The organism is Aminobacter sp. P4_D5, from assembly GCF_056401815.1.
Genome location: NZ_JBFUIP010000035.1, coordinates 26,936 through 41,222 on the forward strand (window position 1 = coordinate 26,936; position 14,287 = coordinate 41,222).

Annotated in this window: 11 protein-coding genes; 2 read left to right on the top strand and 9 right to left on the bottom strand. The window is 60.5% G+C overall.

Translation table 11 applies throughout. From position 1 onward, the window contains the following. The first annotated feature begins 139 nt into the window (after nt 1-139). Complete coding sequence (locus AC1DWF_RS10330) at nt 140-1,552, top strand: amidase family protein (RefSeq protein ID WP_476786891.1); 1,413 nt, start codon at nt 140-142, stop codon at nt 1,550-1,552. A 289-nt stretch (nt 1,553-1,841) separates the two neighbouring features. Here AC1DWF_RS10330 and AC1DWF_RS10335 read toward each other — a convergent pair whose 3' ends face one another. From AC1DWF_RS10335 to AC1DWF_RS10370, 8 genes are all read right to left on the bottom strand, one after another. After that, nucleotides 1,842-2,045, bottom strand: a complete 204-nt coding sequence (locus tag AC1DWF_RS10335; RefSeq protein WP_476789258.1) for a hypothetical protein — start codon at nt 2,043-2,045, stop codon at nt 1,842-1,844. Between the two features lie 359 nt (nt 2,046-2,404). Then, nucleotides 2,405-3,547, bottom strand: a complete 1,143-nt coding sequence (locus AC1DWF_RS10340; protein ID WP_476787358.1) for a M24 family metallopeptidase — start codon at nt 3,545-3,547, stop codon at nt 2,405-2,407. A gap of 126 nt (nt 3,548-3,673) precedes the next feature. After that, nucleotides 3,674-5,524, bottom strand: a complete 1,851-nt coding sequence (locus tag AC1DWF_RS10345) for an aminopeptidase P family protein (RefSeq protein WP_476841658.1) — start codon at nt 5,522-5,524, stop codon at nt 3,674-3,676. Nucleotides 5,525-5,559: 35 nt separating this feature from the next. After that, nucleotides 5,560-6,864, bottom strand: a complete 1,305-nt coding sequence (locus AC1DWF_RS10350) for an alpha/beta fold hydrolase (RefSeq protein WP_476789257.1) — start codon at nt 6,862-6,864, stop codon at nt 5,560-5,562. A gap of 8 nt (nt 6,865-6,872) precedes the next feature. Further along, the gene (locus AC1DWF_RS10355) at nt 6,873-7,826 is read right to left on the bottom strand and encodes an ABC transporter permease (protein WP_476789256.1); all 954 of its coding nucleotides are present in this window, start codon (nt 7,824-7,826) and stop codon (nt 6,873-6,875) included. Beyond that, nucleotides 7,823-8,791, bottom strand: coding sequence for an ABC transporter permease (locus AC1DWF_RS10360; RefSeq protein WP_476789255.1), 969 nt, complete (start codon nt 8,789-8,791; stop codon nt 7,823-7,825). The genes AC1DWF_RS10355 and AC1DWF_RS10360 overlap by 4 nt, the downstream gene beginning before the upstream one ends. Beyond that, complete coding sequence (locus tag AC1DWF_RS10365) at nt 8,788-10,638, bottom strand: ABC transporter ATP-binding protein (protein ID WP_476789254.1); 1,851 nt, start codon at nt 10,636-10,638, stop codon at nt 8,788-8,790. Before AC1DWF_RS10365 ends, AC1DWF_RS10360 begins: the two co-directional genes overlap by 4 nt. 63 nt (nt 10,639-10,701) lie before the next feature. After that, entirely contained in the window at nt 10,702-12,441 is a 1,740-nt protein-coding gene (locus AC1DWF_RS10370) for an ABC transporter substrate-binding protein (RefSeq protein WP_476804310.1), read from the bottom strand. 196 nt (nt 12,442-12,637) lie between these two features. Between AC1DWF_RS10370 and AC1DWF_RS10375 the strand changes: the two genes are divergently transcribed. Then, the gene (locus AC1DWF_RS10375; RefSeq protein ID WP_476841659.1) at nt 12,638-13,273 is read left to right on the top strand and encodes a helix-turn-helix domain-containing protein; all 636 of its coding nucleotides are present in this window, start codon (nt 12,638-12,640) and stop codon (nt 13,271-13,273) included. A gap of 507 nt (nt 13,274-13,780) precedes the next feature. Here AC1DWF_RS10375 and AC1DWF_RS10380 read toward each other — a convergent pair. After that, the coding region (locus AC1DWF_RS10380) for an FCD domain-containing protein (RefSeq protein WP_476841660.1) at nt 13,781-14,287 on the bottom strand (507 nt) is incomplete at its 5' end.

Consider the following 14,287-nt stretch of genomic DNA (forward strand, 5'->3'; position numbering starts at 1 on the left):
TCAAAGCACATCTCCTTGGGCGCGTGTGTGCATGCCCACCCCCTGGCCGTCGTTGCGGCAAGAAGAGCGGCATGTAGCCGGCACGCGAGGAGCTTCCGGAAATGCCACACAACCTGTAGTAAAACCATTGGAGCCACGCATGACTGAGGTCTCGACTAGCGAGCTATGGCGGCTGTCAGCTGAAGAAGTAGCGATCGGCGTGAAGTCGAGAGCCTTCTCCGCGCGAGAGGTGACTGCATCCGCGATCAAACGTATGGAGGCCGTGAATCCCAGAATTAATGCGGTTGTAGCCCACGACCCGGAACGATCTTTTGAGGCCGCGGATCGTATCGATGCGATGGTTGCCGTCGGCAAAGACCCGGGTTGCTTGGCCGGCGTTCCCGTGACGATCAAGGCCGGAATCGATCAGGTCGGGTACCCGACAACCATGGGAGTAACCTCTCACAAGGAGCACTACCCATCTGCGAACGGGACGGTCGTTGACAATTTCGAACGTGCCGGCGCCATTCCGATAGGTCGATCGAACATGCCTTCCTATGGGCTGCGATGGTTCACCGGGAACCTGCTCCATGGCGAGACTTTCAATCCCTTTGACCGCTCTCTAACTCCTGGCGGCTCATCAGGAGGCGCGAGCGCCGCACTGGCGGTGGGTATCGGTGCGATTGCGCATGGAACCGATATCGGAGGCTCGATCCGCTATCCCGCGTATGCATGCGGCGTACATGGACTAAGACCAAGTTTTGGAAGGGTGGCGAACTACAATCCTTCGTTGCCGGAACGATCTATTGGCGGCCACCTTATGACGGTTTCCGGCCCGCTGGCGCGAACGGTTGGCGATTTGAGACTGGCATTGGAAGCCATGGCGCAGGAGGACGTTCGTGATCCGTGGTGGGTGCCTGCGCCGCTGCTGGGGCGCCCACTTCCCAAACGTGTTGCGCTGTGCGTGGCGCCTGACGGCCTGCAAACTGAACAGCCGGTCATTGACGCCTTGTTTGATGCGGCTGACCGATTGCGTGACGCTGGATGGACAGTCGAGCAAGTGACGCAGACTCCTCCGTTGCGTGACGCCGCGAAGATGCAAGTAAAACTCTGGCTCGGTGACGACTATGAGGCGATGGTCAGGACCGCCGAGGTCGAGGGCGATCCGGGAGCGCTGACGATGCTGAAAGGACAGCGGGAGGCTGTTCGCGATCTCACCTTGGCGGGTTTCGCCGAACTATTCAAAGTGAGAACGGACTATCTGCGCAGATGGCAATTGTTCTTCGAACGCTATCCCGTGCTGATGCTTCCAGTTTCGGCGCGTCTACCCTTCCCGAGTAATTTGGATATGGGCTCTGAAAGCGATTACCTGTCCGTCTGGGAAGCGCAGATTCCGCAGCTCGGTCTTCCCTTCATGGGCTTGCCTGGACTAGCAGTGGCCACTGGAATGCACGGACAGTCGCCTGTCGGTATCCAATTGACAGCGGCGAGATTCCGCGAGGATGTCCTTCTCGATGCTGCCGAGGACATTGCAAATCGAGGAACATCACTATCTCCAATCGACCCCGTTTAGGGGCGCTGGAGAGCCAGTGAGGGACTTGTAATTTGCAACCAGCGGCGCTCGCCCGCGTCCCAAAGCGCGCGCCGCGTGAACGCGTCGATCTGAAGCCCAGCATCCCTGTCGGGAAACGGACCGACATCATACGAGAATCAAAAAAGAGGGCGCAGCGCGCAAATTGCGTCTGCGCCCATGGAATAATTTAGCTTAGTACGTCAGTCGAAAGGCGATTATTTCAGCTTGAACGAATCCGCACTGCACGCGCCGAGTGTGTTGGGATCATATTTGCGCCAATCGTCGATGCTCAGCATGCCAACGCAACGGTCCCTTCGCCGATGGTATCGCTTGAATCTCTGATGGTTGCCCACCGAATTGGTTTGTCACAAAGGTTGCTACCTTTGTTCAGCGAGAAAAACGCGTCGGCGTTCAGCACCTGATAAACGTCTCCTCTGAATTTCGTATCAGGTTCACTGTCGCTTTTGCGCTCGCCCGAGTACTGCAGCTTCATTTCGCCTTTCAACGAGGAAAAAGTGTGCTGCTGTGCTGCTGAGCTTCATTGTTTCGCCCAACGATGCCGAAGTACCATCAGACACCGCGAAATAGGCACGGGCGCTGTCAGTTGGCAATGCTTTCCCATTCGATTGGGCAACGGCGCCATGTGCCATGAACGCATTCAGCGAGGCAGCGGCAAGTAAGTTAATGTCGGCGACGTGTCATGGGTGTCCATCCTTAGCATTGCGGATGCGCATTGTTGCATCACCATAATAAAGCGCGTCTGAGAAGAACTAAAGTGACAACAGATTCAATGCTTAAGATATTCTTTTAGTCACAAGCGCATCGGCTCTTTAGCCCCCTCCAGAGATTAGATTATTCAAAAGGCTCTGTCGGACCCTTCGCGGGGTGCGTGAACCAGCGCGGCCCTTCCTCGGTCATGAAGATGTGGTCTTCCAGCCGAATTCCGAAGCGCCCGGGAACAACGATCATCGGTTCGTTTGAGAAGCACATGCCCGGGCGAAGCGGCATTTCATTGCCGCGCACGATGTAAGGCTCTTCGTGTATCTCCAGCCCGAGGCCGTGTCCGGCCCTGTGCGGGAGGCCAGGCAACCGGTAATGCGGGCCCAGGCCATGGTGCATGAGCACGGCGCGCGCTGCTTCGTCGAGACTGTGGCAAGGGGTATCGAGGTGCGCGCTGTCGAAAACCGCCTGCTGCGCCTCCCGCTCGATCCGCCAGATCCGCGTGTAATCGGCGTCCGGCTCGTCGAGCATGTAGGAACGTGTCAGATCGGAATGGTAACCCTCGATCCGCGCGCCGGTATCGACCAGGATTGGTTGGCCTGCCTCCAGCACCTGATCGTCGTCGGCGCCATGCGGCAGGGACGTCGCCTCCCCAAACGATACGATGCAGAAAGTCGAGCCGCCCGACGCTCCCAGCGCCCGGTGCTGTTCGTCGATATAGCGCACCACCTCCGATGCGCGGACACCCGGCGTCAGGATCGCATGGGCGCGTTTGTGCACCTGGAGTGTCAGGCCCATCGCATATTGGATCAGCGCGATCTCCGCGGCTGACTTGCAGCGCCGCAGGTCGCGAATGAGGCGCGTGCCGTTGGCAAGCCGTTCGCTCCCCAGGCTCTCCACCAGCGCATGGTAGATGAACAGCGGCAGCGCATCGTCCAGTCCGACGCGGCCGGTGGAACCGACAAGGGCCCGCACCAGCGCGGCGGGGCTCTCTTCTTCCTCCCAGGTTGCGATGTCCCCGGCCAGATGYGGCAGCGTCTCCACTCGGCTGCGCTCGAAAGCCGGAACGATGTAGGTGAGCCCGGCGGGCGTCACCAGCGCTCCCAACAGCCGTTCGCTTTGGTGCCAGACAAGGCCAGTAAAGTAGCGCAGGCTCTCGGTCGGGCCGAGCAGCACGGCGGCGAGACCGGCCGCCTCCATGCTCTCGCGCAACTTTTGCAGCCGCCGCTGTCTTTCGGCAACGGAGATCGGCGCCGGGCGGATGGGGAAAGCCATATCAACTCCTGGGTCAGGGCGCGGACTCGATGCCCTGCTTGCAGGCATTGAACGCGTGGTCAAACATCGATACATGACGAGAAGGAGCAAGCGGATTTATGATCCCGCCGCTCCATAGTCTGAACTTCAAGCTTCCTGTTCAAGCGGCACTCGCGTCCGCTTGCCATCGCCGGCGGGCCTGTCCTGCCGGCGTTCCGCGATGGTGCGGGTTTGCTCGATCAGGAAAGGCAGCGTTTCCGGCTGCACCAGGTCGGCGAGCGTGTCCCTGACACGGTCATGGTAGTCGTCGAGCCAGCGCACCTCGTCCAGGCTCAGCCGTTTCAGGTCGGCCATCGCAAGATCGATGGGGACGAGGGTGAGCGAGGCAAAGCGGCAGAAACGGGCTCCGTCGGCGACCACCTCGACCTGGTTTTCGACGCGCATGCCGAAGGCGCCTTCGCGGTAATAGCCTGGCTCGATCGTCATAATGTTGCCTGGCACGAGGCCGTACAGGTTCGGTCTCTTGTCCAGTCGGTGCGGACCCTCATGCAACAGCAGATTGTRGCCGACTCCATGGCCGGTGCCATGGTCATAGTCCAGACCCGCATCCCAAAGCGCGCGCCGCGCGAACGCGTCGATCTGATGGCCTTGCGTCCCTATCGGGAAACGGACCGAAACCAGCGACAAGAACCCTTTCAGAACGGCCGTGTAGGCCACTCGCATGTCGCTACTCGGTTCGCCGAACATTAGTGTCCGCGTCAGGTCGGTGGTGGCGGTCAGATATTGCCCGCCTGAATCGATCAGGTAGGGCGCCTGGCCGTCGATGGCGGCATTGGTCGACGGCTTCGCCGCATAGTGGCACATCGCGGCGTTGGCGCCGGCCGCGGAGATGGTGCGGAAGCTTGGTTCCAGGAAACCTTGCCGTCCTCTGCGGAAGGCCAGCAGTTGCGCTTCCGCCTCCAGTTCGGTCAGCGGGCTGACCGCATGCTGCCGTCGGCTGGCCTCCTTTGTCACCCACGCCAGGAAATCGGTCATCGCCACGCCGTCCTCGACATGGCTATTGCGATAGCCCTCGAGTTCGGCCTCGGTTTTGGCCGCCTTCGCCAGCGTAACTGGGCTGGTCTGCGCGGCAACGCGGCCGCCGCCGGCCAAAACCCGGGCGCGCAGCGCGTGCGGCGCGAAATCCGCATCGATCATCGCTGTTCTCGTTGCCGAAATCTCGGCGATCCGTTCGAGGAAGCGTTGCGGCGAGGCTAGCCGCACATCGGCGATTTCGTAGGCGCTCGGGTCGTTGCCGAGCTTGCGGCTGTCGACAAACCATTCGACCGCTCCGTCGGCGCCAAGCGCGAGGAACGAGTGTGGCACCGGATTCATCTCGACATCCGAGCCGCGCACATTGAGCAGCCAGGCGATGTTGTCGGGCAGCGTCTCGATCAGCCAGTCGGCCCCCATCTCGCGCAGTTGCCCGGCGATGCGCCGGCGCTTGTCGATGGAGGTCTCGCCGGTGGCTTCCACCGGCATTGCACGGATCTTGCCGAGCGGCGCCGGCGGCCGGTCGTCCCATATCGCGTCGAATGGATCGCGATCGAGCTGGACAATCGATGCGCAGCGCCCGGTCAACGCCGCCTCCAGCCTGTCATGCAGAATGAAGGTGGTTTTCATGCCATCGACGCCGATGCGCCAGCCTGGCTGGGCCGCCTCCCCAAACCACTGGTCGATCGGCTGGTCGCGAAGATGGCGCAGTTCGAAGGCATCGAGATCGACTTCGCCTCGAGCCTGGATCTGGTAGCGTCCGTCGACAAAGAGCAGCGCTTTGTCGCGCAGGATCAGCGCCAGCCCGGCAGAACCGGTGAAGCCTGTGATGAAGGCGAGGCAAGTGTCATGCGGGGCGGTGATCCCGCTCTGATACGCGTCGTTACGAGGCACGATGAGCCCGTCCAGGCCGGCATTCGCCATCCAGTTGCGCAAGCGGCCGAGGCGGTCCGTCATTTCATTCATTGTCGATGTCATGAGTGTGATTTCGCTGTTGCGTCCTATGCGACCGTCCGCGGCCCGCCCTTGTCTCGAACCATGTCGACCAGGCGGCGAAACACCGTTCCGGCCTGTTTGATGCCGTCATGCTCGAACTCGTTGGTGATCCAGAAGTCGAGATTGCCGACCTGCCTCGCCGTCTGCAGAGAGAGGTCCGCATCGACGAACATGTCGTCATGGTAGATGATGGCCAAAACCGGAATGTCGTTTTCGGCAAGACGTACCGTATCGTAGAGCGGGCCGTGAAGCCGGCGCTGGGCAAGAACGTCGACGCCGGCTTTGAAAGGACGCAACCCAGCGATTTCCTCGAACATCCAAGGATAAATCATCTCGCCGGTGAAAAGCAGCGGGCGCCTGTCTTCGGCAAATGAAGGGAAATCGCCGCGCAGCCGCTCGGCCGACCAATTCGTCGTTCCCTCGCCCTGGATATAGGCCGCCTCATGCAGGGTGGCGAACAGCGGAGCGCCGCGAAACGCGGTCAGGTTCATGACGCTGGACAGGAAGAAATCGGTCAGCCGGTCCTTATCTCGTGTGGCGAAAGCCTCGTCGAGCAGCCAGTGGATGTTTTCGAACCCTGGCCCCATGCCGAGATCAAGGCCGACCGTCTGCAGACGCCTGACGGTGAGTTGGTCGCCATCAGGCAAACGGACATCGTTGCCGGCGATGAAGTCAGCGATTGCGGCCAGTTGTTTTGCGTCTTCCGGATAGCGTCGAAAATAGCCAGCATTCTTTGCCGCCACGCGCGGATAGGTTCTGCGATAGACCTCGTCAGCCGAAGGCACGAGGCTGGGTAACCCGCCAGCAACATAACAGGCAGAAAGTCCTTCGGGAGCCTGGCTAAGGTAGGTCATTGTAATGAAACCGCCGAAACTCTGCCCGAGTGTCTCCCAACGCCCTCCGCCGAAAAGCGTCTTCCGAATGTGCTCGCAGTCGGCGACGATGGAGTCGGCGCGGAAATGGGCGAGATAGTCGGCTGCCGCTTCGCCATCGACGAAGCCCGCGATGGCGGCGGCTTCCACGGGTGTCGAACGCCCTGTGCCGCGCTGGTCGGGCAGGACGACGCGATGCGTCTTCAGTGCCTCGGCCAGCCAGGCCGGCGAACCGCGCGTCGGGCGCGGCGACTTTCCGCCAGGCCCGCCCTGCAGGTAGCACAGGATGGGCAAGTTTTCCGATCGGCGCACCGGGTCGACGATTTCGCGCGCGAACACCTCGATGGCTGTACCTTCCGGCTTCGACCAATCGAGGGGAACCGCAAGCTTGTGGTCGCGCACCAGCATTCCGGGGATTGTGTATTCACTGACAGCCATTGGAAATCTCAACGCACACGTGGATCGAGGAAGAGGTAAAGCAGATCGACAATGATGTTGGCGGCAACGATGAACACGCCACCCAGCAACACGACGCCGATGATAATGGGACGGTCTTGGTTGTTGACGGCCTGMACCGCCAGCGCGCCGACGCCCTGCAGGCCATAGACCTGTTCAATGACGATTGCGCCGCCCAGCAGAAGCGCGATGTCGGCGCCCAGTTGCGTGACCAGGGGCGTGAGCGCCGCGCGCATGCCGTGCCGCCAGACCACAGTGCGTTCGCTGGCACCTTTGGCACGGGCGGTACGAATGTAGTCCTCGCCCATGACCTCAAGCATCTGTCCGCGCGTGAGCCGGGCGTAGATGGCTGCCATGGTGAGGGCAAGCGTCGTCCAGGGCAAAACCAGATGCCAAGCCCAAGTCGCGGGATTCGAGGTCAACGCTTTGTAGCCACCGGCCGGAAACAGCGTGAAGCCGGATTGCTTGGGCAGGAAATAAAGCAGGTAGAGCGACATCATGCCTAGAACGAAGGTCGGGAAACTCAGACCCACCAAGATGAACGCTTGTCCGAAACGGTCGCGCAGGCTACCTGCGTGGCGCGCCGAACTGATGCCGATGGGTATGCCAATGGCAAGCCAAAGCAGAACCGCACCCGCCACCAGCGAGACCGTCGCCGGAATCCGACGCAGAATAATGTCCGCGACCGGCTGCTGGTTACGGTAGGAGAACCCGAGATCGCCGGTAACGGCGTTGGCGACGAAGCGGCCATATTGCTCAAGGATCGGCTGGTCGAGGCCCAGATTCTTCCATATGAGCTGGATCTGGGCTTCGGTTGCCTTATCACCGGCAATCATGCGTGCCGGATCGCCGGGCGCGACAAAAAACAAAAAGAAGACGAAAGCGCTGAGTGCAATCATGACGCCGGCACCAAAGAGGATGCGTCGACCGAGAAAACCGATCATCGTTTCGTGGCTCCCTTTGCCTTCTTCCTGAGACTGCGTGCCGTACGGGCGCTTTTCGGATCGAGCGCATCGCGCAAGCCGTCACCGAGAATGTTGAAGGCCAGAGTGGTCAAGAGCAAAGCAATGCCTGGCACGAACACCATCCACCACGCGATCAGGTAGAGTGAATTGGAGGATGCGTCCGCCAACATGCCGCCCCAGCTTGGCGTCGGCGGCACGATGCCCATGCCGAGGAAGGAAAGCGTCGCCTCGAAGACGATCGAGCTGGGAATCTGCATGGTCGTGTAGACGATGATCGGCACCGACAGATTGGGCAGGATGTCGACGACCATGATGGACAGCGGACGAGCCCCCAGCGACCGGCTTGCCTGGACGAAATCCTGCCTGCTCAGCGAAATGACCTGGCTACGGATGACGCGCGCCATCGGCGCCCAGCTGAAGAACACAATGACGATCACACTGAGCAAGAGACTAGGGCCGAATGCCGAAACCAAGGCCAGCGCGCACAGCAAAAACGGCACGCTCATGACAAGGTCTGTAAGCCGACTGAGACAGGTGTCGACCCAGCCGCCGAAATAGCCTGCGGTTACCCCGACGATGACCGCAATCGTCGAGGCGGCTAACGAAGCCAGAACGCCAACAAGCAGTGACACGCGCGCGCCGTAGGCGAGCCGTACCAAAACATCACGACCAAGCTGATCGCTGCCGAACCAGAAGTCCGCGCTTGGTCCCACCGGGATGCCCATCGGCGTGAGGCCGATGTCGCGGAACTGCTCGATCGGTGAATGGCCGGTCAGGGCGGCAATGGTAGGCGCGGCTATTGCCAGCAATACTACGGCAACGATCACGCCAACCGCCGCCATGCTGGCACTGTCGCGCCGCAAACGCCGAAGCGTGAGCTCCAGTGAGCCACGCTGAATGACCTCGGCTTCCGTGATACCAATTTGCGATACGATTTCACTCATAGCGCTGCCATCCGGGTTTCGCGAAGGATGCGGTCTGGCGCGCCCGTCAGGGTCGGCGGAACATTTGTCGCCGCCAGAAGAGTTCGCGTGTATGGATGCTGCGGATCGGCAAACAGTTGTTCCGAGCTTGCCAGCTCAACGATGCGTCCGCCCTGCATGACGGCGATGCGGTCGCACACATGCCGAACGACCGAGAGGTCATGCGAAATGAACAGATAGGTCAGGTCGAGTTCGCGCTGCAGGCGTCGCAGTAGGTTCAGAACCTGCGCCTGCACCGAGACATCGAGGGCCGAGACGGGCTCGTCGCAGATGATCAGCGACGGGTTGAGCGCCAGTGCCCTCGCAATGCCGATGCGTTGCCGCTGGCCGCCGGAGAACTCCGAGGGAAACCGGTTGTAGTGTTCGGGGTTGAGGCCGACGATCTCCATCAGATGCCGTACCTTGTGTTTGCGTTCCTCGCCGTAGGCTTCTCCATGGAGGCGAAACGGATCGCCGATGATGGACCCGACACGGCGGCGCGGATTGAGCGAGCCGAAAGGATCCTGAAAGACAAGCTGTACGTTCTTGCGCATCTCGCGCCAGCGGGCGCCATCCAGCGCGCCGATGTCTTCTCCGCGCAATTTGACCGAGCCGCTGGTAGCGCGGGTCAACCCCGCAACGACACGCGCGAAGGTCGATTTTCCGCAACCGCTCTCCCCAACCAGACCGACCGTCTCACCCTTGGCAACGGTTAGATCGATTCCCTTGAGAACATCGAGGGTTCGGCGCTGGCCGAAGAAGTTGCCGATCTGGTAGCTCAGATGCACGTCCCTTGCCTCAACAATCGGCTCAGCGGCGTTGGTCTGGTCCGGCACTGTTACGATCGGCCGCGCGACTGCAGGCTCGATGTCTGCCCCATGCTCTCGCCAACATAGAGACTCTACACCGTCGCTGTAGAGCCTCAGGGGTGGTGGCTCTGAGGTGCAATTTGCCAGTGCGTCATTGCATCGTGGTGCGAAAACGCAGCCAGCGGAGGGGGCGAGCAGGCTGGGCGTCCGCCCTTTGATCGGGACGAGATCCGAGCCCGGCTGGCAATTGGCGGGGGACGATTTAAGCAGACCGCTCGTGTACGGGTGAACAGGCGAGCGGAAAACGGCAGCGCTCTTGCCGTACTCCATGCGATTTCCGGCATACATGACCATCACGTCATCGGCCACGCTCGACAGCAGGCCGAGGTCATGCGTGATCAGGATCACTGTCGTGCCGAGTTCCTTGCGCATGGCGTCGAGCAGCGCGACGATCTGGGCCTGAACGGTGACGTCGAGTGCGGTCGTCGGTTCGTCCGCGATCACCAGGGACGGTTTTAGAATGAGCGCCATGGCGATCATTACGCGTTGGCGCATGCCGCCCGAGAACTGATGCGGATAATCATCCAGCCGATCGGCCGGGGAAGGGATACCGACCTTGCCGAGGATGTCGACGACGCGCGAGCGCGCGTCGTGGCGATCGATCTTCTCGTGCAGATAGAGCGCTTCTGCGATCTGCGCGCCGATCGTGTAAAAGGGGTGCAGGCTGGAAAGCGGATCCTGGAAGATCATGCCGATGCGTCCACCGCGCAGCTTGCGTGCCTCTTCCTGCGCAAGCCCGATCAGATTGCGCCCTTCGAACAAGGCCTCGCCGCTGATGTCCGCGTTGGGCAGCAGACCAACGATCGCCTGGGTGAGCACGCTCTTGCCCGAGCCTGACTCCCCTGCAATGCCGAACAGAGAGCCCTGCTTGACCGAAAATGAGACGTTGCGGACGGCATGGACGACGCCGTCCTCGGTCGGAATATCGACCGTTAGCTGCTTGACTTCAAGAAGTGCCACGTTCTAACCCTTTTGTACTGGATCGGAAGCCGGCGCCGCAACGGGCGCCGGCTTGTGCTCAGTTCAACGTTCGAGCCAGAGATTGGTCCAGTCGCCTTCGACGCCCAGCGCATAAGGCTGGTAGTTTTGCACTTCCTCGCTGCGATACTTCGGGTTCTTGTTAGCGATCAGCGGAATGACAGGCACGTCCGCCATCACGAGCTCATCGACCTCGGCCCACAACTTCCCGGTCTCCTCCGGTGTGGTGGCGTTGATCGCCTGTGCGGCAATCTCATTGGCCTTGGCGTTGTTGTAGTCGGTGTAATTGTAAGTCTGGTGCGTGCCGTTGAAGGTAAACTGTGGCTGGAACACGGAGCGCGCCGCGCCCCCGACCCAATCCGGCGTCCAGCCAACGGGCGCGATGTCCCAGGTGCCTTTCTTGGTGTTGATCGGATTGGTCATGAACTTGGAGTAGTAGTCGGCGGCAGTGACCGGGCTGAGCTCAAGTTTGATGCCAGCGCGTGCCATGCTGGCCTGGATCGTAGCGGCGGTGGTCGCCTCCATATCCTTGTTGCGATAAGGCATCTTGAGCGTAATCCCATCCCGAAACCCAGCCTCGGCGAGCAACTTCTTCGCCTTTTCGGGATCGCCCTTTGAATCCGGTGACGGATAGAGCTCGAACTTGTGATGACCGAGCACGCCAAGACCGAAGATGCCGCCGACCGGTTCGGCGACCGTCATGCCGCCCCATTGCTGTGCGACCGCCGCCTTGTCGACGGCATAAGCCAGCGCCTGACGGACCTTAAGGTTCTTCAACGCGCTGTTGTTGTTGCTAGATACGGTGTTGATGAACAAGAAGTTGGTGTTGCCGGCCGACATCGCGGTTAGCTTCTCGTCGCCATTGGCGACAAGCGTCGCCAGGATCGCGGTCGGAACATTGATGTCATAAGACAAATCGGCATCGCCTGCCTGCAACTGCTGCATGATGGCGTCGGGCTGCATGCCCATGGTGATCTCGATCTCGTCCACATACGCTTTGCGCAGAGGATCGCTCTCGGCCTTCCAGGCCGGATTGCGCACGAGCTTGAGGCTCGTATCGGGCGCGTATTCGCCGATCGTGTAGGGACCGCTGCCGATGAAATGGGCGCGGTACTCCGGACTGTCCGGAATGTACTCCAGCGTCTCTACCGGCACCGGTGCAGGCATTGGCAATGACAGCATGTAGATAAAGTCTCCGGCCCGCTCCTTGAGCTTGAAGACGACGGTGTTGTCGTCTGGGGTCTCGATGCCCTTCACATCGTTTTCCTCGATGTACTTCTTCATCGCCGCGGCGGTCGGTTCGACCTTGGCGAAGCCATTACAGAATTCGGTGAGACCCGAGACTAGCGCCGTAAAATAGGTGAGCGTTGCAGCCTGCAGATGCGGGTTGCACAGACGCTTAAAGCCACGTTCCACATCCACGGAAGTGATCTGGCGCGCGCCCGACGGCGCGTTCCACTCGGCGCCCTGGCGCAGTTTGAACGTGTAGATCAGGCCATTGTCGGTCGGTTGTGGCACTTCTGTCGCCAGATCGCCAACAGGCTTGATCGCGACGGTCGGGTCGTTCGAAGCCTCGTAGCTGATCAGTTGCCGGGAAATGGCCCGCATCAGATTGTTGGTCGGAACCATACCCGCAAGTGCTGGATCCATGTGATCCGGCTCGCCGGTGGCGAGTATTCGAAGTGTGCCGCCCTTCTGCGGCTCCTGCGCCTGCACGTTTGCTGTGAGGGTGCCTGCCAGCACCATCGCAGCCCAAATCGGAATTGGCCTTTTATGAATGCGCATTCGCTCCTCCCTGAGCACCAGCGTGAATGCCCAACATCTGTCATAAAAACCCAAGCCAGGCAAAAGAAATTTAAGCTGTTGTGAAATTTTTATAGTGTGGAAAAATACTTTATGAGTCTGGCGAACAATCGGGTATCAGCTCATTAATCGACTTCACTAAGGGCGCGCCGCATAGTTGCCAGTGGCCGGGCGCACGATGGATTTCAAGATGGTTTCGCAACCAAGCACCGAGCAAACGGACGCGGCCGATCAGCTTACGCAGGCATCGCTCGGGAAAAAAATCCGCAAGCGGCGTCGTGCCCTTGAAATGACGTTGCAGCAGGTGTCAGAAAAGGTGGGATTGTCGATCGGTTTCCTGTCGCAAGTCGAACGGGGCATGTCGACGCCATCCCTGTCTTCGCTCTGCAACATCGCCGATGCGCTTGGGACCAACATCGACACCTTCGTCCCAGCGCCACGCCAAACGGCTGCCGTTTCTCGCCAGGGAGAACGCGAAACGTTCAATCTGGGGGACATCAGCCGGAGCTACGAACTTCTGGGCCGCGGGTTTCCCGGCGCCCAGCTGCATCCTTCCCTGGTCCGTCGTCCCGCAGGGCATATGTCCGAGATCATGCGCAACGAAGGCGAAGATTTCGTCTATATCCTTGAAGGCACCATGCTCCTTGAAGTGGATGGAGAACGTCACATCCTGAACAAGGGGGATTCGATGMATTTTCAATCTCATCTCCCGCACCGGTCTGCGACATTGGGCAACGAGACAACACTGGAACTGTGGGTTCGCACGTTGCCGTTTTTCCCCAACGGTCGCGAGGACGACCAGTCGGATCAGTAATCGACAAGCGGTCTCGCGCAGATACACGCGGCTTGAGAAGCATGCACTTTGCAACCGGCAACGCGAGAAGGGGATGTCTGGTCAGCGCACGGGCCACTTGGGACCGCCAAAGCAACAATACCGACGCGCGAGTGTGTTGCCAGCTCCATATCCGCGAGGGTCGCTTTCACGGAAGCGAACGTGGTGCCTGCTTCAGGCAGCACAGACGTGGGGGGCATGTGGCGCGCCGAACCATGATCGAGCGCAGCGCCAGGTCCCTGCGCGGTTGAAGTTGAGAGCATATTCAGCGGAGGGATCCAGCCCAGCCGCAAGTGGGGTCGATTGTGGCGCGTCATGACGACAGGATCGACCGGGTGTGCGAGAGCGATGCGAACCGTTGGGGCCGAGATGTTTGACGGCCATGGGAGCACTGAGTTCGTTCGCCAAATCCCAGAGGCCTGAGCCTAAAACCGGCGCTTCACAGGGTATGCCGTATCCAATTTCTCTAGTAGCTCGCTGACAAAGCGTTTATTTCGTGGCGTGGCGCTTGGCGACCTTGCCGGCCGTCATCGTCGTTGATGCTGCCTTCAATCCCATCTCGATGAGGTCGCCGGTGCGCCGATAATGTTCGGCGAGCAGCTTGACCGCGCCTCCGCCATCGCGCTGCAGGGCTGCGGTCATCAGCGCGGAATGGTCTTTCATGATGTTTCTTGGTCCGCCCCGCAGTTCGCTCGACAGCACCGGCCGGCGATAGCGCTCCGTCCTGGTATAAAGTTGGGCAGCGATCTCGAGCAGCGCGGCTGAACCGCAGGCCGAGATCAGCGCATGGTGAAAGCCTTGGTGCCGATCCTCCAGAGCCTGGTCGAAGGCGCCTGGTGCCATTGCCGTCTCCGGCTCGTGCCTGGCGATGACCTTGCTGAATGCGTGGAAGGCGGCGACCACCTGCGCTTCCCAGTCGTCGTTGCCGAGGCTTACGGCCCGTTGCAGCGCCTCGGATTCGACAAGAATACGAATGCCGATGACATCCCACATCTC